The sequence below is a fragment of the Microbacterium lacusdiani genome, from assembly GCF_054779895.1.
In genome coordinates, this window is the sequence record NZ_BAAGXJ010000005.1 from 15,505 (window position 1) to 35,972 (window position 20,468).

General features: G+C 72.7%; 18 protein-coding genes. 7 read left to right on the plus strand and 11 right to left on the minus strand.

Features of this window, described 5'->3' with window-relative positions:
- Nucleotides 1-223 precede the first annotated feature (223 nt).
- A complete protein-coding gene (locus tag ACYVGN_RS05570) occupies nt 224-571 on the plus strand; it encodes a GNAT family N-acetyltransferase (protein WP_460789348.1) in 348 nt (115 codons plus the stop codon).
- Complete coding sequence (locus ACYVGN_RS05575) at nt 568-1,557, plus strand: pirin family protein (protein ID WP_460789350.1); 990 nt, start codon at nt 568-570, stop codon at nt 1,555-1,557. The genes ACYVGN_RS05570 and ACYVGN_RS05575 overlap by 4 nt, the downstream gene beginning before the upstream one ends.
- Nucleotide 1,558: 1 nt before the next feature.
- Here ACYVGN_RS05575 and ACYVGN_RS05580 read toward each other — a convergent pair whose 3' ends face one another.
- Entirely contained in the window at nt 1,559-2,290 is a 732-nt protein-coding gene (locus ACYVGN_RS05580) for a sensor domain-containing protein (protein ID WP_134745290.1), read from the minus strand.
- A 106-nt stretch (nt 2,291-2,396) separates the two neighbouring features.
- On the opposite strand from ACYVGN_RS05580, the gene ACYVGN_RS05585 reads away from it, so the two are divergent.
- On the plus strand, nt 2,397-4,532 hold the full coding sequence (locus tag ACYVGN_RS05585) for an intein-containing Rv2578c family radical SAM protein (RefSeq protein ID WP_460789352.1): 2,136 nt from the start codon (nt 2,397-2,399) through the stop codon (nt 4,530-4,532).
- A gap of 4 nt (nt 4,533-4,536) precedes the next feature.
- Here ACYVGN_RS05585 and ACYVGN_RS05590 read toward each other — a convergent pair whose 3' ends face one another.
- Both ACYVGN_RS05590 and ACYVGN_RS05595 read right to left on the minus strand, forming a co-directional pair.
- Nucleotides 4,537-5,478, minus strand: coding sequence for a M15 family metallopeptidase (locus tag ACYVGN_RS05590; protein ID WP_460789353.1), 942 nt, complete (start codon nt 5,476-5,478; stop codon nt 4,537-4,539).
- Nucleotides 5,479-5,510: 32 nt separating this feature from the next.
- Nucleotides 5,511-6,977 carry a hypothetical protein gene (locus ACYVGN_RS05595; protein ID WP_460789355.1) on the minus strand — a complete coding sequence of 489 codons (1,467 nt, stop codon included), beginning with the start codon at nt 6,975-6,977 and terminating at the stop codon, nt 5,511-5,513.
- Between the two features lie 226 nt (nt 6,978-7,203).
- Between ACYVGN_RS05595 and ACYVGN_RS05600 the strand changes: the two genes are divergently transcribed.
- Nucleotides 7,204-7,608 (plus strand): hypothetical protein, encoded by a 405-nt coding sequence (locus tag ACYVGN_RS05600; RefSeq protein WP_460789356.1) that lies wholly within the window; start codon nt 7,204-7,206, stop codon nt 7,606-7,608.
- Nucleotides 7,609-7,675: 67 nt separating this feature from the next.
- Here ACYVGN_RS05600 and ACYVGN_RS05605 read toward each other — a convergent pair whose 3' ends face one another.
- Nucleotides 7,676-8,602, minus strand: coding sequence for an aldose 1-epimerase family protein (locus tag ACYVGN_RS05605; RefSeq protein WP_230667576.1), 927 nt, complete (start codon nt 8,600-8,602; stop codon nt 7,676-7,678).
- 79 nt (nt 8,603-8,681) lie between these two features.
- Between ACYVGN_RS05605 and ACYVGN_RS05610 the strand changes: the two genes are divergently transcribed.
- The gene (locus tag ACYVGN_RS05610) at nt 8,682-9,926 is read left to right on the plus strand and encodes a cytochrome P450 (RefSeq protein ID WP_460789358.1); all 1,245 of its coding nucleotides are present in this window, start codon (nt 8,682-8,684) and stop codon (nt 9,924-9,926) included.
- 72 nt (nt 9,927-9,998) lie between these two features.
- On the opposite strand, the gene ACYVGN_RS05615 is transcribed toward ACYVGN_RS05610, so the two are convergent.
- The 6 genes from ACYVGN_RS05615 to ACYVGN_RS05640 form a co-directional block, all read right to left on the minus strand.
- On the minus strand, nt 9,999-12,092 hold the full coding sequence (locus tag ACYVGN_RS05615) for a DEAD/DEAH box helicase (RefSeq protein ID WP_460789359.1): 2,094 nt from the start codon (nt 12,090-12,092) through the stop codon (nt 9,999-10,001).
- A 145-nt stretch (nt 12,093-12,237) separates the two neighbouring features.
- Nucleotides 12,238-13,062: a glycosyltransferase family 2 protein gene (locus ACYVGN_RS05620; RefSeq protein WP_460789361.1), complete on the minus strand. Its 825-nt coding sequence runs from the start codon at nt 13,060-13,062 to the stop codon at nt 12,238-12,240.
- 44 nt (nt 13,063-13,106) lie between these two features.
- On the minus strand, nt 13,107-16,370 hold the full coding sequence (locus ACYVGN_RS05625; RefSeq protein ID WP_460789363.1) for an efflux RND transporter permease subunit: 3,264 nt from the start codon (nt 16,368-16,370) through the stop codon (nt 13,107-13,109).
- Between the two features lie 140 nt (nt 16,371-16,510).
- Entirely contained in the window at nt 16,511-16,882 is a 372-nt protein-coding gene (locus ACYVGN_RS05630) for a fluoride efflux transporter FluC (protein ID WP_230667587.1), read from the minus strand.
- Complete coding sequence (locus ACYVGN_RS05635) at nt 16,879-17,286, minus strand: fluoride efflux transporter FluC (RefSeq protein WP_460789365.1); 408 nt, start codon at nt 17,284-17,286, stop codon at nt 16,879-16,881. Before ACYVGN_RS05635 ends, ACYVGN_RS05630 begins: the two co-directional genes overlap by 4 nt.
- 64 nt (nt 17,287-17,350) lie before the next feature.
- Nucleotides 17,351-18,169 (minus strand): MerR family transcriptional regulator, encoded by an 819-nt coding sequence (locus ACYVGN_RS05640; RefSeq protein ID WP_460789366.1) that lies wholly within the window; start codon nt 18,167-18,169, stop codon nt 17,351-17,353.
- Between the two features lie 170 nt (nt 18,170-18,339).
- Here ACYVGN_RS05640 and ACYVGN_RS05645 point away from each other — a divergent pair, with 170 nt between their 5' ends.
- Nucleotides 18,340-19,191 carry a DUF4097 family beta strand repeat-containing protein gene (locus ACYVGN_RS05645; RefSeq protein ID WP_460789368.1) on the plus strand — a complete coding sequence of 284 codons (852 nt, stop codon included), beginning with the start codon at nt 18,340-18,342 and terminating at the stop codon, nt 19,189-19,191.
- A complete protein-coding gene (locus ACYVGN_RS05650; RefSeq protein WP_460789500.1) occupies nt 19,191-19,799 on the plus strand; it encodes a PadR family transcriptional regulator in 609 nt (202 codons plus the stop codon). The genes ACYVGN_RS05645 and ACYVGN_RS05650 overlap by 1 nt, the downstream gene beginning before the upstream one ends.
- 68 nt (nt 19,800-19,867) lie before the next feature.
- Here the strand turns inward: ACYVGN_RS05650 and ACYVGN_RS05655 are convergent, their stop codons facing one another.
- Nucleotides 19,868-20,425, minus strand: coding sequence for a universal stress protein (locus tag ACYVGN_RS05655; protein ID WP_460789369.1), 558 nt, complete (start codon nt 20,423-20,425; stop codon nt 19,868-19,870).
- Between the last annotated feature and the right edge of the window lie 43 nt (nt 20,426-20,468).

Genomic DNA, 20,468 nt, shown 5'->3' on the forward strand with positions numbered 1-20,468 from the left:
CCTGGTCGTCGGGATCCGTCGGCGCCCAGGACCCCCAGCCGGCCGCGCCCGCGCGGGCGCTGCTCGGTTCGGGGGTGCTCGGGGTCACGCGCTCGAGTCTAGGCGCGGGCTCCGACACGCCCCCTGGGCGTCGCCGGCGACCCGGCGCCCTCCGGCCCTGGGGACGAGCCTTCCCCGCGTCGGCGCCACGCCGTAGCGTGGGAGCCCGACGGAAGGAGCCCGCATGGCAGACCTGAAGGTGACCCGCAACGACGACGCGAGCCGGTACGAGCTGCACCTGTCGGACGCGACCCACGAGGACACGGTCGCCGGCTTCATCCGGTTCGAGCAGGGCCAGGGCCGGATCCGGATGATCGCGACCGAGATCGATCCCGCCTTCCGCGGGCAGGGGCTCGGCGACGCGCTCGCCTCCGAGGCGCTCGCGGACGTCGCGCGCCGCGGAGACACGATCATCCCCCTGTGCCCGTTCGTGGCGGCGTATCTGCAGAAGAACGAGGTGGCCGGCGCGGTCGTGGAGTGGCCGGGCGGCACCCCGCTCGACGCGGCGACGCAGGGCGAGTCCCCGGCATGACGCGCCTCGACGCCGCGACCGACGAGTGGGACCTCACCGCCGACGCGTGCGACGGCCCTCGTGAGCTGCTGCTCGAGCCCCGCGAGGTGCCGCTCGGCGGCGTCAGGGCCATGGCGGTTCACCGCTCGCTGCCGCAGCGCGACCTGCCGACCGTGGGCGCATGGTGCTTCTTCGACCGCTTCGGGCCGCAGGAGGCGCTGATGCGGGTGGAGCCCCACCCGCACATCGGACTGCAGACCGTGACGTGGCCGCTGGTGGGCGAGGTCCGCCACCGCGACAGCATCGACAGCGACGTCACGATCAGCCGCGGCGTGCTGAACATCATGACGTCGGGCCGGGGCATCTCCCACTCGGAGTACTCGGTCGGCGACGATCCCATCCCGCTCGACGCGCTGCAGCTGTGGATCGCCCTCCCGGAGAGCCGCCGCCACGGCGGTCCGGACTTCGAGCGCCATGCCGACCTGCCGACGCTGAGGCTCCCGGCCCTCGAGGGCGCCGACGCGGACGCCACGGTGGTCGTCGGCGAGCTCGGAGACGTCGTGTCCCCCGCCACCGTCTACACGCCGATCGTGGGCGCGGAGGTCGTGCTGGCGCCGGGATCGCGCGTGCGCATCCCGTTCCGCCGCGACTGGGAGTACGCGATCGCGGGGGTGGAGGGCGACCTCGTCGCGCACGCGGGGCGAGCGGGGGAGCCGACCGCGCTCGGCGCCCTGGACCTGCTCTACCTCGGCGTGAACCGCGACGGCATCGAGGTCTCGACGATCGGCGGCGCGATGTTCTTCCTCCTGGGCGGGGAGCCGTTCGCGGACGACCTCGTGATGTGGTGGAACTTCGTGGGCCGGGACCACGACGAGATCGTCGAGGCCCGCGAGGAGTGGGAGGCCGGGTCCGAGCGGTTCGGCCACGTCGTCACGCACGGCGACGAGCGCATCCCCGCCCCGCCCATGCCCCAGGTGCGGCTCACGCCGCGGCGCCGCAAGGTGTAGGTCAGCCCGCCGCGATCGCGTCCACGAGCCGCTGGGCGACGTCCTCTGCGCCCGATGCCGCCTCCGCACCGCCGATCGCGCTGCCGGTCACGACGAGCGAGTCGACCAGCGCCGTGACGGTCACGGAGCTCATCGCGCCGGTGCCCTCGATCACCGAGTCGGTCTGCACCCCGTACGCCGAGTCGGCGCCGTCGATCGACACCGGGACCTCGCTGATGGTGCTCGTCACCGACGTCCCGTCGGCCATGGTGATCGTGATCTCGCCGCAGCCGTCGATGTTCGACAGGCCCGACTCCACGGCGCCGTCGGCGATCGACGCCTCCGCGAAGCTCACCACTCCGCCCGACTGGCCGGTCGCCTCGTCGACGCCCACGGCCATGCTGCTCTCGCTCGTCTCCGCGATGGCGAGCCCGCTCTCGACCGCGGCCGCGCACTCGGCGGGCTCGATCTCCGCATCCGCGAAGAGGCCGCTGAGCCCCTCGACCCCACCCATGGCCTCGATGTCGATCGGCTCGAGCCCCGCGGCCACGACGTACCCCTCGAGCACGGCCTCATCGACCACCTCGCCCGACGGCGCCTCGTCCGCGGGCGTCTCCGCGGGCGCGGAGGACTCCGCGGGCGGGGTCGCCCCCTCGGGCGCCTCCTCCTCGCCGCCGGCCGAGCAGCCGGCGATCAGCAGCGATCCGGCCAGGACGATCGGAGCCAGGGTTCGGAGGGCGAGTCGCGCGGTCATGCCCGCAGTCTCGCACGCGCGCACCCGCGCCACCAGGGCCGGATCGCTTCGCACATGTGTTCTGATCTCGCTTGACTTGGCGATAGAACGGGTGTTCGATGAATCCATGCGATGGCAGGGACAGGAGCTCGGCGTCTCGGACCCCGACGCGCTGCCCGGAATGGAGCAGCTCGACGGACTCGTCCGCTCGGTGACGACGCCCGAATTCGCGGGCGTGACGTTCCACGAGGTCGCCGCCAAGTCGGCCCTCAACCATGTGCCGCGCTCGAGCAGCACGCCGTTCGACTGGACGATCAACCCGTATCGCGGATGCACCCATGCCTGCGTGTACTGCCTCAGCCCAGACACCCTGATCCTGCGGGCCGACGGCCGCCAGGTTCCGCTTCGCGAGATCCGCGTCGGCGACGAGGTCGTCGGCACCGAGCGGCACGGTGTCTACCGACGCTACGTGCGCACGACGGTCCGCGCGAAGTGGCCGTCGAGAAAGCGCGCGTATCGCGTCACGCTGGCCGACGGCACCGAGATCACGGCGAGCGGCGACCATCGGTTCCTGACCGACAGGGGCTGGAAGCATGTCCACGGCGCCACCACGGGCCCCGAGCAGCGCCCCCACCTCACCGCCCTCAACCGCTTGATGGGATTCGGCATCGGCGGGCCGCCGCCCGACTCCGCATCGCCGACGCCGCACTACCGACGCGGCTACCTCGCCGGCATGATCCGGGGCGACGGGATGATCTTCCATCGCTCGTATCGGAGCGCGGATCGCATCCGCGACATCCACATGTTCCGCTTGGCGCTCACGGAGACCGACCGCGCCGCCCTGGACCGATCGCGGGACTTCCTCGATCGTTCCGGCGTTCCCACGCGAACGCGAACCTTCAGCGCCGCGGAGGGCGCACGCAAGCAGATGATCGCGATCCACACCGCACGCGTGGAAGACGTCGCGGCGATCGAGCATCTGATCACGATCCCGCGAACGCGGTCCCGCGAATGGCGGGCTGGTTTCCTCGCCGGAATCTTCGATGCGGAGGGGAGCTGCTCGCGAGGCGTCCTGCGGATCAGCAACAAGGATGAAGAACTGCTCTCCCTGACCGCTGAGTCCCTGGAGGCCGTCGGCATCCCGTGCGTCATCGAACCACCCCGGCCCAACGGCGTGCGGTCCGTGCGAGTGACAGGAGGGCTGCCGATGCGGCAGCGGTTCTTCGACGCCACCCGGCCGGCGCTCAGCCGGAAGCAGCAGCTCATCGGCGACGCTGTGAAGACCGCCGCCGATCTGCATGTCGTGTCCGTGGACGACCTCGGGCACGACATCGACATGGTGGACATCACCACCGGGACGGGGGACTTCGTCGCGAACGGCGTGATCAGCCACAACTGCTTCGCCCGGGGGACGCACGAGTATCTCGACCTGGATGCCGGGCGCGACTTCGACTCGCAGATCGTCGTGAAGGTGAACGTCGACGAGGTGCTGCGGCGGGAGCTCGCGCGCTCGTCGTGGCGCCGTGAGCCGGTCGCCCTCGGCACGAACACCGATCCGTACCAGCGGGCCGAGGGTCGCTACAAGCTCATGCCGGGCATCACGACCGCTCTGGCGGAGTCGGGCACGCCCTTCTCGATCCTGACCAAGGGCTCGCTGCTGCGGCGCGACCTGCCGCTGCTGACGCGGCTGAAGCAGGATGTGCCGATCCAGCTCGCCTTCTCCATCGCGGTCTACGACGACGAGCTGCAGCAGGCGATCGAGCCGGGGACACCGACGGCGCAGGCCCGCCTCGACACGGTGCGCGCCGCGGCCGACGCGGGCTTCGCGGTGTCAGTGTTCCTGATGCCGATCCTCCCCCACCTCTCCGACTCCCCCGAGGCGCTCGACGCCGCACTCGCTCGGGTGAAGGCCGCGGGCGCGGCCAGGGTCGTGCACGGCGCGCTGCACCTGCGCCCCGGCGTGAAGCCGTGGTTCATGCGCTGGCTCGCGCGCGAGCATCCGGAGCTCCTGCCCGCCTACCGCGGCCTGTATCCGGGCGCCTCCGTCAACGCGCCGCAGGCGTACCGGACGATGCTGTCGCAGCGCATCCGACCGCTCATCCGGGCGCACCGGCTCGACGGCCGCTCCGACGGGGATCCGTGGCGCCGGCCCGCGCCGGCGGCCGCCACGGCGTCGCGGGTCGTGACGACCTCGCGCGGGCGGGCCGCGGCGACGAGGGCGACCGAGCGACGCGCGATCCCGGAGGCCGCGACGCTGTTCTGAGCGCTCAGTCGTAGTCCGGCGCGGCAGGCAGGCCGAAGAACTCCTCGAGCGTGTGGAAGCCGCCCGCCTGGTACGCCTCGGCGATGCCCCGGCCCACGTAGCGCAGGTGCCAGGGCTCGGCGTCGTAGCCGGTCGTCTCACTGCGCCCGGCCTCGTAGCGGACGATCCATCCGTAGCGCCACGCGTTCTCGGCGAGCCAGCGCCCCTGCGCGGTCCCGCCCACCTCATAGATGTCGCCGCACCCCCACGCGCCGCACGCCACGACGTCGGCGGCCAGCCCCAGCTGATGCTCGCTGTGACCGGGACGGGCGGACAGGGCGTCCGCCCCGCCGCCGCGCGCGCCCACCTGCGCCGCATAGGTCGAGACCTGGGTGTCGTAGGAGCGGTACCCGCTGTACAGCGCGATCCTCCCGGCACCCTCGGCCGCGGCGTCGGCGAGCCGCTCGAAGGCGGCCAGGGCGTCGGCACGAAGACCGACGTCGGCGACGCGCGCCGCGGGCCGGCGCACCTCCCGCGGCGCATAGTCGATCGGATCGAGCGGACGCAGCTTGTTGACGACCACCCACGGCATCGCCGGATCGTCCAGGCGCACGCAGGGCGCCGCGCCGTCGAGCACCGCCTGCCGCAGCGACTCCCCGCCACCGAACGCGGCCACGAGAGCGTCCGCATCGGAGTCGCGGAGCGCGGCGACGACCTCCGGCGCCTCGCAGGGCGCCTCCGATGCCTCGACCTGCTCCACGCGCGGGGCCGGGAGCGCGGCCGCCACCGGCGGCTGGTCGACGAGGGAAGGCACCGCGCTCGCCTTCTCGGCGCCCGCGAGCAGCGGCGAGAGGACGGCGAACGCCCCCATCCCGAGCGCGACGGCGAGGATCCGCAGCGCGACGGCGCGCACTCTGCGCCGCGCGCGCAGCCGACGCCGCGCGGCAGCCCTCCCGGCGTGGCTCATGGTCTCCATTGTCGCCCACCGGGTCCGCCGCATCACCCCGGCGGCGACTGAGGGTTCTGCCCTCCGACCAGGCATATCGATATGCAGGTTTCGGATCTTTCGAACCGCTCGACGGGTGTTGACATGCCGCCCGAGCACTCCCTAGTCTCAGGCAATCGCACGTCGCGGTCGACAGCGTCGAGCACGTCGCGATCACGTCGCCCGCCGTGCAGCCCACGGGAGAGGTCGAGCTGAAGTGGACGTTCGCGGTGCTCTCCGGCACCCCGGCCTCGTACGACATCCACCGCTCGACCGAGGCCGGCTTCGAGCCGTCCGCCGACACGCTCGTGCGCTCCGTGCCCGCGACCACGATGGCCGAGGACGCCACCACGCAGCCGGGCACGACCTACCACTACCGCGTGGTCGCGAAGGATGCCGCCGGCGCCGTCCTGGCCACGACCGACGCCGCGGCAGCCGCGACGCCCGCGACGTTCGTCGACCGCCAGCTCAAGGACGTCCTCACGGCGACGGCCGAGGCCGACGGCGTGCGCGTCGCGTGGCGCGTCGCCGCGGGCACGGCCGAGACCTACACGCTGTACTCCGGCCCCGCGACCCTGGCGAGCGGATCGCTGAAGTCGGCCAAGCGGATCGGGCCCGCGACGGTCGAGGCGGGCGCGACCGGCCTCAGCGGCGCCGTCACCCTTCCGGGATCGGCGCCCGCGGCCTACGCGCTTGTGAACGCCGCGGGCGAGGTCGTCGCCTCGGCCAAGGTCGCCGACCTCGCGCACCCGCGCCTGTGGATCGACGACGACAAGCTCGCCAAGGTGCGCGAGCAGATCGCCGTGCCGGGTGAGCCGCAGGAGATCTGGAACGGCATCCTGGCACGCGTCGTCGGGGGCCTGACCGCCACCCCCAACCCGTACGGCCAGGGCTTCGGCGAGGGTGAGGGCCGCTACGCGGCCGAGGCCGCGCTGGCCTACCAGGTCACGGGCGACGCGTCCTACGCGCAGAAGGCGTACGACGGCATCGTCGCGGCCGAGGCCAAGCTGCCGCTCGGCACCAAGCAGCCCCTGGAGGACGCGAACCCCGCCCCCGTCCTCGCCCAGGCGTACGACTGGGCCTACAACGGCTGGACCGACGAGCAGCGCGCGAACGCGAACCGCATCCTCGGCCGCCTGGCCGCGGCCATGGAGGTCGCGCACCACTTCAACATGGACGACGAGACGCGCGCCTCGAACTGGACCGGCGTCACGCGCGGCGGCGAGCTCGCCCTGCGCCTCGCGACGCGCGGCGACGGCTGGTTCGACGCGGGCGAGACGCGCATCCCGATGCTCGTCAACGAGGTCGGGCTGCACCTCGACGCGGCCTACACCGACACGGGCTGGATGCAGGAGGGCCTGGAGTACATCAACTACACGCTCCAGATCGCGCTGCCCGGCATCTACGCCGCGCAGGACGCCGGCATCACGGCGCTCGACGCCTCGATCGAGCGGCCGCAGTTCACGAACCTGTACCTGCACAGCCTCGCGAACACCCCCAACCACAAGCGCCTGCAGTGGGGCGCGACGTCGATGCAGGGCCGCTTCCCGACCGCGGGCATGATCGCCCGGCTGGTCCCCCAGGATCAGCGCGACGCCTGGGTGTGGCACTGCGAGCGCTCGGTCGGGTCGCTCGGCTCGAAGGAGCACGCCGGGTCCCTCGGCCCGTTCCCGCGGCTGGGAGGGTCTGGAGACCTTCGCGCTGTCGATGACGAGCAGCAACGTGACGTGGGCGCGGCAGCACGCCAAGGCGTACACCGACCTGGCGCAGTACTCGAAGCCGCTGATCGACGGACGGCCCGAGAACGTGCCGCTCGGCCAGTCGCAGCAGTCGCCGGGCAAGGGCGAGACGCTCGTGTCGAAGGCGTTCGCGGGCCAGGGCGGCGGCTACGTCAAGCTGGACGGCTCCGCCAACTTCGGCGTCGACTCGGCGATCCGCGACGCGGCCGTGGACATGGCGGGCGGCGAGGGCGTCGACACGGTCGTGGCGATCCACGACGCGTTCGCCGACGACGGCACCGGCGAGGTTCCCGCCGGCGAGGTCGTGGACGACTCGACCCTCGCGGTCGGAGGCGAGACCTACGACGTGCTCGCCCTCGACGGCCTGAAGTAGTCCCTCGCACACGAGAGGCCCCCGGGAGCTCGCGCTCCGGGGGCCTCTCCGCGTGCCGGCCGCGGGATCAGCCGGAGTACGTCACGCCCCAGCGCGCCGTCCAGGACTCGCCCGGAGCCAGGCGGCGCACGTCGCGGCCCGAGTTGAAGGCGTCGGTCGGCGCCGTCATCGGCTCGATCGCGATCGCGAGCGGGTGGCCGGGGTACGCGTCGGTCGTGAAGACCTGGATGTACCCCCAGTTCTCGTCCTGCCACATCGTGACGGACCGGCCGTCAGGCGCCGTGAGCGTCGAGCGGGCGATGCCGTCCGCGCCGCGCGCCAGCGATCCGAAGCCGGTGTCGAGCTGGACGTCGCCCACGCGGACGCCGCCGCGCAGATCGACCTCGCCCGACACGGGCGCCTCGCCCGTGGGCAGCAGCCGGTCGTCGACCTCGAAGACCGATTCGGCGGGGACGGTGACGACGAGGTCGGCGGTCGGGACGCCGCCGATGCAGAAGAACGGATGCGTGCCGAGCGCGACGGCGGCGTCGCCCTCGCCCACGTTGACCACCTCGTGCGTCACCTCGACGCCGTCGTCGACGAGGGCGTAGGTGACGCTCGTGCGCAGCGTGTACGGGTAGCCGTGCTGCGGGTAGACGATCGCCGTGAGCGTCGCGCGGTCCTCGCTCGTGTCGACGGCGTAGGGCGCGTAGCGCAGCAGCCCGTGGATGGCGTTGTCGCGCGCGGGCTCCGTGATGTCGAGCTGACGCTCGGCGCCGCCGTCGTTCCAGCGGCCGTCGCGGATGCGGTTGGGCCACGGCGCGAGCACGATGCCGCTCCCGAACGGGGTCGGCGCGCCCTCGGGGTACCTCGGCACGAGGTCCACGCCGCCGACCGAGAGGCCGCGCAGCGAGGCTCCCACCTGGGCGATGTGCGCCGTGACCTCGCCGGCGCCGCCCTCGCGGCGGAGGTGGACCTGGTCACCCGTGGGGTCGATGCGGTTCTGTGCGTTCACGGCACGAGCCTATTCGAGCCCGGCCGCCCGCTTGTCAAGCGCCTACCCGCCGGGTGCCCGGCGTGGTGCTGTCGGGAGCATGACGCAGATCGTGCCCTACCCCTCCCGCGTGACCGGCGTGCCCGACCTGCCCGGATGGGATGCCACGTGGCGGCTCGCCCGCGACGGCTACGTCTTCGGGCAGCGGGGCTTCCGCGACGTGGGCGCCGACGCGTTCCGCACCCGGCTGCTGGCCCGGCCCGTCGTGGTCGCGCGCAGCGTCGAGGCGGCGCACGTGTTCGGCGAGCCGGATGCCTTCGAGAGGCGAGGCGCCATCCCGCGCTCGGTCGTCCACCTCCTGCAGGACGAGGGCAGCGTGCAGCAGCTGGAGGGACCGCGGCACGGCGAGCGGAAGGCCCTGATGCTGGCGCTCGCGCAGGAGGAGCGCGCGGGCCTCGTCGAGGCGTTCCGGGCGGCATGGCCGGAGACCGCCGCGGAGCACGCGCATCGCGCGGTCCCGGCGGCGGACGTCGCCGCGCGGGCCCTCACCCGGGCGGCGCTGCGCTGGACCGGGATCGGCACCGACAGCGGCCGCGAGGCCGAGCTGTGCGGCGAGCTGACCGAGATGATCGCACGTGCCGGCAGCGTCGGCCCGCTCAACTGGAAGGCGCGCGTCCGCCGCCGGCGCACCGAGGCCTGGGCCCGGGAGGCCGTGCGCGAGCGCCGTGCCGCCGGCGACCGCGAGACCATCGCGGGGCGCCTCGCGCACTACACCGAGGGCGGTCGCCCGCTGGACGAGGACGTCGCCGCCGTCGAGATGCTCAACCTGCTGCGGCCCACGGTCGCCGTCGCCCGCTTCGTGGCCTTCGCCGCCCACGCGCTGCACCGGCATCCGGACTGGGCGTCGCAGATCCGCGGCGGCGACGCGGCGGCCACGCGCTGGACGGCCGACGAGATCCGCCGGTTCTACCCGTTCTTCCCCATGGTCGGCGGCATCGCGACCGAGCCGTTCGAGCTGCACGGCGAGTGGTTCGAGGAGGGCCAGTGGATGATGCTCGACCTCTACGGCACCGACCACTCCCCCGAGCTCTGGGAGCGGCCCGACGTGTTCAACCCCGGACGGTTCGCGACCGCCTCGCCCCACGCGGTGGTGGCCCAGGGCGTGGGCGAGCATCTCGCCTCCCACCGGTGCCCCGGCGAGCTCGTGACGGTGGACCTGCTCGTCGAGGCGCTGCAGCAGCTCACGCAGGGTCCGGCCTACACCGTGCCGGAGCAGGATCTCCGCATCAGCCTGCGCCGCATCCCCGCCGAGCCCGAGGACGGCATGATCCTGCAGTTCGCGTGATGCCGCGCCCGCAGACGACGGATGCCGCCCTCGTCATGCGAGGGCGGCATCCGGTCGTGCGTGCGGGACGGGTCAGGCCGTGAGCTCGGCCACGGTCGGGCCGCCGGCCAGCTCGTCGAGCAGGTCGTCGCCGGGGCGCACCTCGTCGAACGGGGCGGCGATCTCGGCCCGCTCCAGCATCTCGGTCATGCGGCGGCGACGCTGACGCGGGATCAGCGTGACCACGCGACCCGTGCGGCCCGCGCGACCGGTCCGGCCGGCGCGGTGCAGGTACGTCTTGTACTCGTCCGGCGCGTCGGCCTGGATGACCAGGTCGATGTCGTCGACGTGGATGCCTCGCGCGGCGACGTCGGTGGCGACGAGCACGCGGGCGCGGCCCTTCGAGAAGCGCTCGATGTTGCGCGTGCGCTTGGCCTGGTTCAGGTCGCCGTGCAGCGCGATCGCGTCGACGCCGGCGTCCTCGAACTGCTCGGCGAGCATCTCGGCGTAGGCGCGCGTGCGGGTGAAGACCAGCGTCTTGCCCTCGCGGTCGACCAGGGAGTCGAGGATCTCGGCCTTCGAGCGGTGCTCGATCACGAGCACGCGGTGGTCGATCGTGCCGGTCTCCTGGGTCTCGCCCGCGACCTCGTACACCTGCGGGTCGACGAGGAACTCGTCCACGAGCGCGGCGACCTCGCGGTCGAGCGTCGCCGAGAAGAGCAGCTTCTGGCCCCCCTCGGCGGTCAGGCGCAGGATCTCCTGCACGGGCTCGAGGAAGCCGAGCTCGCACATGTGGTCGGCCTCGTCGAGCACCGAGATCTGGATCTGCGAGAGGTCCAGCTTGCCCTGGCGCTGCAGGTCGCCGATGCGGCCCGGGGTGCCGATGATGATGTCGACGCCCTTCTTGAGCGCACCCACCTGGCGCGCCTGGGGCACGCCGCCGTAGATCTGCGTCGTGAACAGGCCCACGCTGCGCGCGATCGGCTGGATGGTGCGGTCGATCTGGAGCGCGAGCTCGCGGGTCGGGGCCATGATGAGCGCGACGGGCGCACGGCCGAACTCGCGCTTGACGCCCGCCTTGCTGCGCAGCACGCGCTCCACGAGCGGAGCGCCGAAGGCGATGGTCTTGCCCGAGCCGGTGCGGCCGCGGGCGAGGACGTCGCGGCCCTCGATGATCGACGGGGCGGTCGACGCCTGGATCGGGAAGGGCCGCTCGGCGCCCAGCGCGGCGAGCGCGCGGACGATGTTGTCGCCGAAGCCGAGGTCGGCGAAGGTCGTCTCCGTCACCTCGTCGGCCACGACGGCCTGCGCCTCGAGGCGCTCGTGCACGACGTCGATGCGCTGCTCCTGCGCCTGGGTGCGCGCGGGGCGCTCCTCGCGGCGCTCCTGCCAGGCCTGCTCGCCGCGCGGGCGGTCGGAGAAGTCGCGGCGAGGGCGGTCCTCGTCGAACGAACGACGGGGGCGCTCGTCGCGCGCGAAGCGCGGACGCTCCTCGCGCGGCGCGAAGTCGCGACGCTCGCCGCGGTCCTGGCGGTCGAAACGGCGCTCGCCGTCACGGGCCGGACGCGCGTCGCGGTCGAAGCGGCGCTCGCCGTCGCGCGCCGGGCGCGCGTCACGGTCGAAGCGCGGGCGGTCCGAGCGCTCGAAGCGGGGTCGGTCCTCGCGCGGGGCGAAGTCGCGACGCTCGCCACGGTCCTGACGGTCGTAGCGCGGACGGTCGCCCTCACGCGCCGGACGGGCATCCCGGTCGAAGCGGCGCTCGCCCTCACGCGCAGGGCGCGCATCGCGGTCGAAGCGCGGACGCTCCGAACGCTCGAAACGAGGACGCTCGCCGTCGCGCGCCGGGCGGGCGTCGCGGTCGAAGCGGCGCTCGCCGTCGCGCGCGGGACGCGCATCGCGGTCGAAGCGCGGACGCTCGGCCCGGTCGTAGCGGGGACGCTCTTCGCCACGGCCGTAGGCCGGGCGCGCATCGCGACGCTCGCCGTCGCGCGCAGGGCGCGCATCGCGGTCGAAGCGCGGACGCTCGGCGCGCTCGTAGCGCGGGCGGTCGCCGGCGCTGTCGTCGCGGCGCGGCCCGCGCGATCCGCCGTCGATGCCGCGGAACGGGCCGCCGGTCTTCTTCTTGGCGTAGCGCGGATCGAAGTTCTGGGCGGGACGGCCGCCGGCCGGCTTCTTGTTCTTGGGCATGCGAAAAGGAACCTCTCGATAGGTGTCATGCGGCCTGTAAGGACCACACACACCCGCGCACTCTTCGCGCGGCATCCCAAGCCGACCCTTCAGAGTAGCGGGGCCCGCTGGGAGAACGCCTGGCCGGGCGCCGTCCGCGCCCCGCTCAGCGGGTGAGCGCCGTCGTCCCGCGGCGCTTGACGGACCAGCGCACGCCCTTGAGCAGCGGGTAGATCACCGAGAAGACCCACATGGGGGCGCGCAGCTTGGCGTCGCGGATGCCGTGCGCGTCGTACGTCCGCTCCCAGCGCATCACGTAGCTGTAGTAGTCGCGCGGGGCGTCGTCGAGGCGGCGGGCGGACATCCCGGCCACCATCGCCGACCGGTACACGGCGCGATGGCCGCGCTCGTGCAGGTGGATCGAGATGTCGATGTCCTCGTGCATCTCGTCGGCCGCGTCGCGGCACACGTGCGGCCGGATGTCCCGCCACGCCTCGGCCCGCAGGGCCATGTTGCTGCCGAAGATGTAGTGGAAGTCGCGGGCCAGGCGGTGCACGGCGCGACGCAGCGCGTCGTCGGCTCGATGGCCCCAGCGACGCAGGGGCATGTCGTAGTAGATCATCGGCCCGGTCGCGGCCGCCACGGTCTCGTCCCGGAAGATGCGGCGCACCTGCTCGACCCAGTCGGGCTCGAGGACGGTGTCGGCGTCGATCCGGCCGAGCACCTGGCCGCTCGCGTAGTCCAGCCCCAGGTTGCGGGTCGGGATCAGGCCCTGCGCCTCGTCCTGCGAGAGCAGCACCAGCGGCACGTGCGGATGCTCGCGCTGCAGCGCCCGCACGATGTCGCGCGTCGCGTCGGTCGAGCGGTTGTCGACGACGATGATCTCGTCGGCCGGATCCGTCTGGTCGATCGCCGCGAGCACGCAGGCGCGGATGGTGCTCTGCTCGTTGAAGGCCGGGATCACGATCGAGACCGTCGGACCGGCGTTCATGTCCAGAAGCCTATCGACTTCGTCCGGGCCCGCCATGCCCTCCGTCACGGGGCGTCTCCCTCCCGATCGCGCCGGCGCAGCTGCACGCGCGAGGCGGCGGGCAGGGCGGACGTCGCCGGGACCGTGATCACGCCGGCCGGCGCCGTCGCGGTGACGGACGCGGGAACGACCGGCTCGACCGGCGTCTCCGGCACGGCGGTCGCGTCGGACCCCGCCCGCCGCGCGGCCCGGCGCTCGCGCGCTCCCTCGACGAGGTTGTAGAGAGTCGGCAGCACGATCAGCGTGAGCACGGTGGACGACAGCAGTCCGCCGATGACGACGATCGCCAGCGGCTGCGAGATGAAGCCGCCGTGGCCCGTGATGCCGAGGCCCATCGGGGTGAGCGCGAAGATCGTCGCGAGCGCGGTCATCAGGATCGGACGAAGGCGGTTGGAGGCCCCGGCGATGGTGGCGTCGTGCGCCGTGAGGCCGCGCTCGCGGTACTGGTTCACGAGGTCGACGAGCACGATCGCGTTGGTCACCACGATGCCGATCAGCATCAGCACGCCGATCAGCGACGCGACCCCGAGCGGCACGCCCGTGACGATCTGCAGCAGGATGGCCCCGGTCGCCGCGAACGGGACCGATACGAGCAGCAGCAGCGGCTGCCGCAGCGACTTGAAGGTCGCGACCATGACCACGTACACGATCAGGATGGCCGCGAGCAACGCGAGGCCGAGCTGCTGGAACGACTCGGTCTGCTCCTCCGCGACTCCGCCCACCTCCGCGTCGGCGCCCGCGGGGAGATCGACCTCGGCGAGCACGTCGGCGACGGCGGAGGTCGCGACGTTCAGGTCGTCGGTCGCGGGCGGCACCGTGATCGTGGCCGTGCGGCGGCCCTGCTCGGTCGTGATGGACGTGGGGCTCTCGCGCTCCTCGATCGTCGCGAGGTCGGCGAGCGCGACCATGCCCGCGGCGGTCGGGATGCGCAGATCGCGCAGCTCGTCCACGGTCGCGGGCGGGTCCTGGGGCGCGATGTACACGGTGAGGGACGTGCCGTCGATCTCGACCGTGCCGACCTCGCGGGGCTGCATGGTGCTCGAGACCAGCGATCCCACGGCCACCTCGGACAGACCCCGCTCGGCCGCGGCCGCCCGGTCCACCTCGACCGCGATGTACGGAAGCGACGCGGCGAGGTCGTCCGTCACCCGGCCGATGCCGTCGCGACCGTCGAGCTCCTCGACCAGGAGGCGCGTCGCCTCCTCGAGCTCGTCCTCGCCCAGCGCGGTGACGGTGATGGCGATGTCGGTCGATCCGAGCCCCGCGGCCGCCGCGACCGCGATCTCGCCGACGTCCTCCAGGTCGGCGACGGCCTCCTGCACGTCCTCGCGCAGCCGCTCCTGGTCGGCATCCGGATCCGTGACGATCGAGTAGGTCACGCTGCCGCCGCCCGTGAACGCGTCGCGCAGCGGCGATCCGGTCGATCCAACCGACACCTGCATGGTCTCGATTCCGTCGACGCGCTCGAGCGCCTCCTCGACCCGCTGAGCCGCCTCGTCCTTGGTCTCCAGGCTCGCGGTCGGGTCCAGCGTCTGGGAGACGGTGAGCGTGTTCTGCCCGCTGTCGCCGAGGAAGTTCACCTTCATGAGCGGCGCCGCCGCGATCGTGCCGACCAGCACCGCGATCGCCGCGAGCACCGTGATCCACGAGTGCCTCAGCGTCCAGCGCAGGATCGGCAGGTACGCCTTCTGCAGGCGGGACGGGGGCGCATCCGGATGCTCGGGATCGATGCGCTCGCCGTCGGCGTCCAGGCGCGGCCTGCCGGGACGAAGGAACCAGTACGCCAGCACCGGCACGATCGTGAGCGAGACCAGCAGCGAGGCGACCATCGCGATCGTGACGGTCATGGCGAACGGGCGGAACAGCTCGCCGACCATGTCGCCAACGAACACGATCGGCAGGAAGACGGCCACGGTCGTGATGGTCGACGCCGTGACGGCCATGGCGACTTCGCGGACCGCGAGGCGGATGGCGTCGCCTTTGTCGGCGCCCTGCACGTAGTGGCGCTTGATGTTCTCGATCACGACGATCGAGTCGTCCACGACGCGGCCGATCGCGATCGTCAGCGCGCCGAGGGTGAGCATGTTGAGCGAGTACCCGAACGCCTGGAGACCGATGAAGGTGACCAGCACGCTGGTCGGGATCGAGATGGCCGTGACGATCGTGGACCGCAGCGACACCAGGAACACCAGGATCACCACGACCGCGAACGCGAGCCCGAGCATGCCCTCGGTGGCGAGCGTCTCGATCGACTGCACGATGAACGGCGCCTGATCGAAGACCACCGTGAACTCCGCGCCGGGGAACGCGTCGCGCAGCTGCGGCAGCAGGGCCTGGACGGCGTCGGAGACCTCGACCGTGTTGGCCGCGGGCACCTTGGTGATCGACAGGGAGATCGCGGGCTCGCCGTTCACGCGCGAGATGGACGTGATCGGGTCGTTCGTCTGCTCGACCTCGGCGACGTCGCCGATGGTCGTGACCTGGGGCGCGATCGGCCGGCCCGTGGTCGGATCCACCGCCGGCGCGGACGACCCGACGAGCGGCAGCGCGCGGATGTCGTCGACCGACGAGACCTTGACGCCGGTCTGGACCGTCAGGGTCTCGCCGTCCTCGGTGATGTCACCGCCCGGGAAGAGCACGCCGTTCTGCTCGAGCGCGTCGGCGATCGCCTGCTGCGTGTGACCGCGCTGGGCCAGCGCGGCGGGGTCGGGGGTGATCGTGATCCGCTGGCCGATGCCGCCGACGATCGCGGCGGACGCGACGCCGTCGATGTCCTCCAGGTCGGGGATGGCGACGTTCTCGAGCTCGGCCTGCGCGGACTCCGCGTCGTCGAACCCGGTGACCGCGACCTGGATCACCGGGAGGTCGTCGAAGCTGACGGCGAGCACCTGGGTGTCGGCGCTCTCGGGGAGCTGCGCCGAGATCCGGTTGATGGCCTGCTGCAGCTTCTGCTCGGCGGTCGCGAGATTCGTGCCGTAGCGGAACGCGGCCTGCACGATCGAGGCGTTCGTGGTGCTCGTGGCCGACGTGGTCTCGAGGTCGGCCACGCCCTGGATCGCGGTCTCGATGGGCGTGGACACGTCGTTCTCGACGACCTCGGGCGAGGCGCCGGGATAGGTCGTCATGATCATCAGCTGCGGCAGCTCGATCGCGGGGATGAGCTCCTGCTTCAGGCTGTTCAGCGCCAGCCCGCCGAACACCGCGGCGCAGATCGTGATGAGCGCGATGAGCGCGCGGTTCTTGAGACTCAGGATGGCAAGCTTCGACACGGCTGTCTCTCGTTGGCGGGAGTCGGGACGGACGCGAACGGATGGCGGAGACCCGCCGATACAGTTCTGTATCCCGGCTTCATTCTGGCATGCGGCCTCGCGGCCCCCGGGGCGGGACCCTATGGCTCTGCCGTGAATCGTCAGGCGGCGAGCGGGGCGCCGAGCGCGAGCCCGGCGAGCGCGGCGACGGCCGAGAGCGCGAGCGTCCCGACGGCGTTCATCGCGGCGGCCATCGGGCGGCCCTCGGTCCGGAGGATCTCGGCGTCGACCGCCACCGTGCTGAAGGTCGTGAAGCCTCCGAGGAGCCCAGTGCCGAGCAGGGCCATCCATGCGGTGTCGAGCGAGGCGCCGGTGACCGCGCCGAGCGCCAAGGACCCCGTCACGTTGACCGCCAGGATGGGCCAGGGGAAGCCCACGGGAAGCACTCGGGAGAGCAGCACGTCGGCGAGCCAGCGCAGGCCCGCCCCGACGCCCCCGGCGAGCGCGACGCCGGCGAACAGCAGCGGCGTCACGCGGCGTCCGCCTTCCGCGCGAGCGCGACCCCGGCCGCCAGGCCCGCCCACGCCGCCGCGGAGGCGACGAGCAGCGCCGCGATCGCGAACGCCACGACGTGCCCGACGAGCTGCGCCTGAAGCAGCTGCGCCTCGGCGACCGCGAACCCGCTGTAGGTCGTGAAGCCGCCGAGCACGCCTGTGCCGAGGAACGCGCGCCGCCGCGGTCCGGTCGAGCCGACGCGGCCGACCACGAACCCGAGGAGTCCGGATCCGACGGCGTTGACGGCGATGGTGGCGACCAGCACGGTGAACGAGAACCCGCCCTCGAAGGGCAGCAGAAGCGCCTGGCGCAGCGCGACGCCGAGCGCCCCGCCGGCCACGACGAGCGGCAGCAGCCCCCACCGGATCGGCGCCCTGGTCACCCGCCCAGCCTAGGGCGAGCGACGCGACGCCGCCGTCGCCGACCCGCCCGCCCGCGCTCAGCGGCTACAGGTTCGCCTCGGCGTAGATGCGGAGGGCGTCGCGCACGAAGGCCGCGCCGTCCGCGCCACCGTAGTTGCGCGCGAAGCGCTCGTCGGCGACGTACATCTCGCCGAGCCCGATCACATAGCCCTTCACGTCCCCGCCGGGATGGGCGGCGGGCGTCCCCGGGATGCCCGTGAGCCACTCGACGTGGCGGCGCGCGAGATCCTGGGCCTCGTCCGCGGCCGGGTCCACGCCGGACTCCGCGGCGGCGATCCAGTCGGCGCCGAGCCGGGCGGCCCGCTCCTTCCAGGCGGCGCGCTCGGCCTCGGACATCCCGCGCCACCACCGGTCGCCCTGGGCGTACGCGTCATCGCCCCACTTCGCCTCGACCTCGTCCTTGTACTGCGTGTGGTCGAAGCCGTCGAACATCTTCTCTGCCACGAGGGCCTCCTCTCCTTCGAGTCCGCGGATGGTGCCGGTCACGGCGTCGATCTGGCGCGCGATGCGATCCCGCTCGCTGCGCAGCCACTCCAGGTGGGCCTCGAGCGCGCGACGCTCGTCGGTCTCCCGCTCGAGGATCTCCCCGATCTGCGGCAGCCCGAGTCCGAGCCCCCGCAGGAGCAGGATGCGCTGCAGCCGCACGAGCGACTGTCCGTCGTAATAGCGGTAACCGTTCGCGCCCACGCGCGATGGCGGCAGCAGGCCCAGCTCGCCGTAGTGCCGCAGGGTGCGGCTCGTGGTGCCGGCGAGCTTGGCGATCTGCTGGATCGACCAGTCTCCCCGGCAGCTACTCCAGCCGTCGCATTCGCGACGCCCGGAGCCTCCGCTGCGTGGGCCCATCCGTCGTCTCCTTCTCCTGATGCTTCGACCGTAGATCTTGACGTTTGCGTCAAGGTCAAGCACCCCGTTCCCGAGGATTCCCTGACAGGCCTGGACAACTCGAGATATATCTCGTTTCCTGGGCCTATCGAGATATATCTCGAGTTCCGTTGGGAAAGGACGGCAGAGCCATGACTCTGGAGAAGTGGATCGTGCACCCGGGCGAGACGCGGGTCATCGACGTCGAGGGCATCCGCCGCCTGAAGGTGGGACTCGTCGGCGGCCAGGTCGACATCATCGGGCACGACGAGCCAGGCACCCGCGTGGAGGTGCACGGCGTGACCGTGAAGGACCTCCGGATCGAGGTCACGGGCGACGAGCTCGAGATCGACCACCCGCAGCTGCGGTGGGACAACTTCCTGGAGGTGTTCCGCAACTTCGGTCCCGGCGGCCCGCGCGCCGAGATCAGCATCGCCGTGCCGCGAAGCGTCGCGCTGACGCTCGGGGTCGTCAGCGCCGGGGCGCTCGTCGCCGGCCTCGCGGCCGAGGCCCGCGTGAACACGGTCTCGGGCGATGTCCTGGTGGACGGCCTCACCGGCGACCTCAGCGCCAACGCGGTCTCGGGCGACGTGCAGGCGCGCGGGCTGACCGGTGCCTTCACCGCCAACACCGTGTCGGGCGATGTCACGGTCGCCGGCGAGATCCGGCGCGCGTCGGTGGACTCCGTCTCCGGTGCCACCATGATCGACGCGCAGGGCCCGATCGGCGCCGCATCCGTCAACACGGTCAGCGGCTCCGCCACCCTGCGCCTGGACGAGGGCCTCCCCGCCGACTACGTGGTCCGCTCCGCGAGCGGGCGCATCGTGATCGACGGAGTCGTGCGCTCGTCCGGCGGCCCGTCGAACGTCACCGCATCGGCCGGCGAGCTGTCCGGGTCGTTCGTCGACGTCCGCGTCAACACCGTCTCGGGCGACATCACGGTGCTCCGGCGGCCGGTCGCCGCCGAGCCGGCCCCCGACCGCCCCGTCACCGAGGAGGCATGATGGCCCCCGTCTTCTCCCATGGCGACCTGCGCCTGTACCTGCTGAACCTGCTCGCGGAGGCTCCGCGCCACGGCTACGACATCATGCAGTCGCTGGCCGAGCGCACGGGCGGCACCTACACGCCGAGCGCGGGCACGATCTACCCGCGCCTCGCGCGGCTCGAGGAGGAGGGGCTCGTGACCAAGACGACGGACGGCCGTAAGACCGTCTACGAGATCACCGACGCGGGACGCGCCGAGGTGCAGGCGCGGGCCGACCAGATCACCGGCATCGAGGCGGGGCTGGCGGATTCCGTCCGGCTGATCGCCGACGAGGTGCGCACCAGTGTCCGCGAGGCCATGCGCAGCCTGCGCGCGGATCTCGCGGCGGCCGCCACCGAGGCGCCCCGAGCGGCGCCGCAGTCCCCGCCCGCCGACGACGTGCGCGTCGCATCGCGCGAGCAGCTGCAGCGCGCCGAGGCGGCGATCGCCGACTTCCGCGGCCGTGTGCGCGCGGAGCTGCGCTCCCACGTCGCGCGGGGCGGAGAGCTGACCGCGGGCACGGTCGACGCGCTCCAGTCGGCGCTCGACGCGGCCGCCGCGACCCTGTCGGAGTCGCTGCGCCGCTGACGCCGCCCCCGGAAGCCGGACGGATCGCTCCGTCCGGCTTCCGGCGCGTCAGAGGGAGGTGCGGGCGCTCAGCCCTCGACCTCGGGGAACGCCTCGTCGTCGCGCAGCGGCTCCTCCTGCGGGATGACCAGGATGGGCCGGTGCTGGCGGTGCGACAGGCGCGCGGCGACGGATCCGGTGAAGAACTCCCGGATCGACTCGCCGAAGCCGCGCTTGCGCGTGCCGACCACGATCAGCTTCGCGTCGATCTTCTCCGCGAGGTGCTTGATCGCGAGCGCGGGGTCGCCGACCAGCTGGCGCACCTCCCATGTGATGCCCGCGTTCGCGAGGTGCGTCTCGGCCGCGTTCCTGACGGCCTCGAGCTCGCCCTCGCCGGCCTGCACGTTGATGTCGACGGGCGCGGAATGCACGTAGCCCTCCGGGTCCTCGTACGTCACGAACCGCGTGACGTCGACGTGCGTCACCACCAGCGGCGCGCCGAGCAGCGCCGCGTAATGCGCGGCCTCCTTGATGACGCGTGGCGACTGATCCGGGATCACTCCCGCGATCACGGCACCGCGCATGGCCGCATCGATCGGCGCCTCCCGGCGCACGGCGTCGGAATCGTCCATCGGCTGATCGGTCATTGTCGACCCCTTCCCGGTGCCGCGGCCGGCCGAGGCGCCAGGG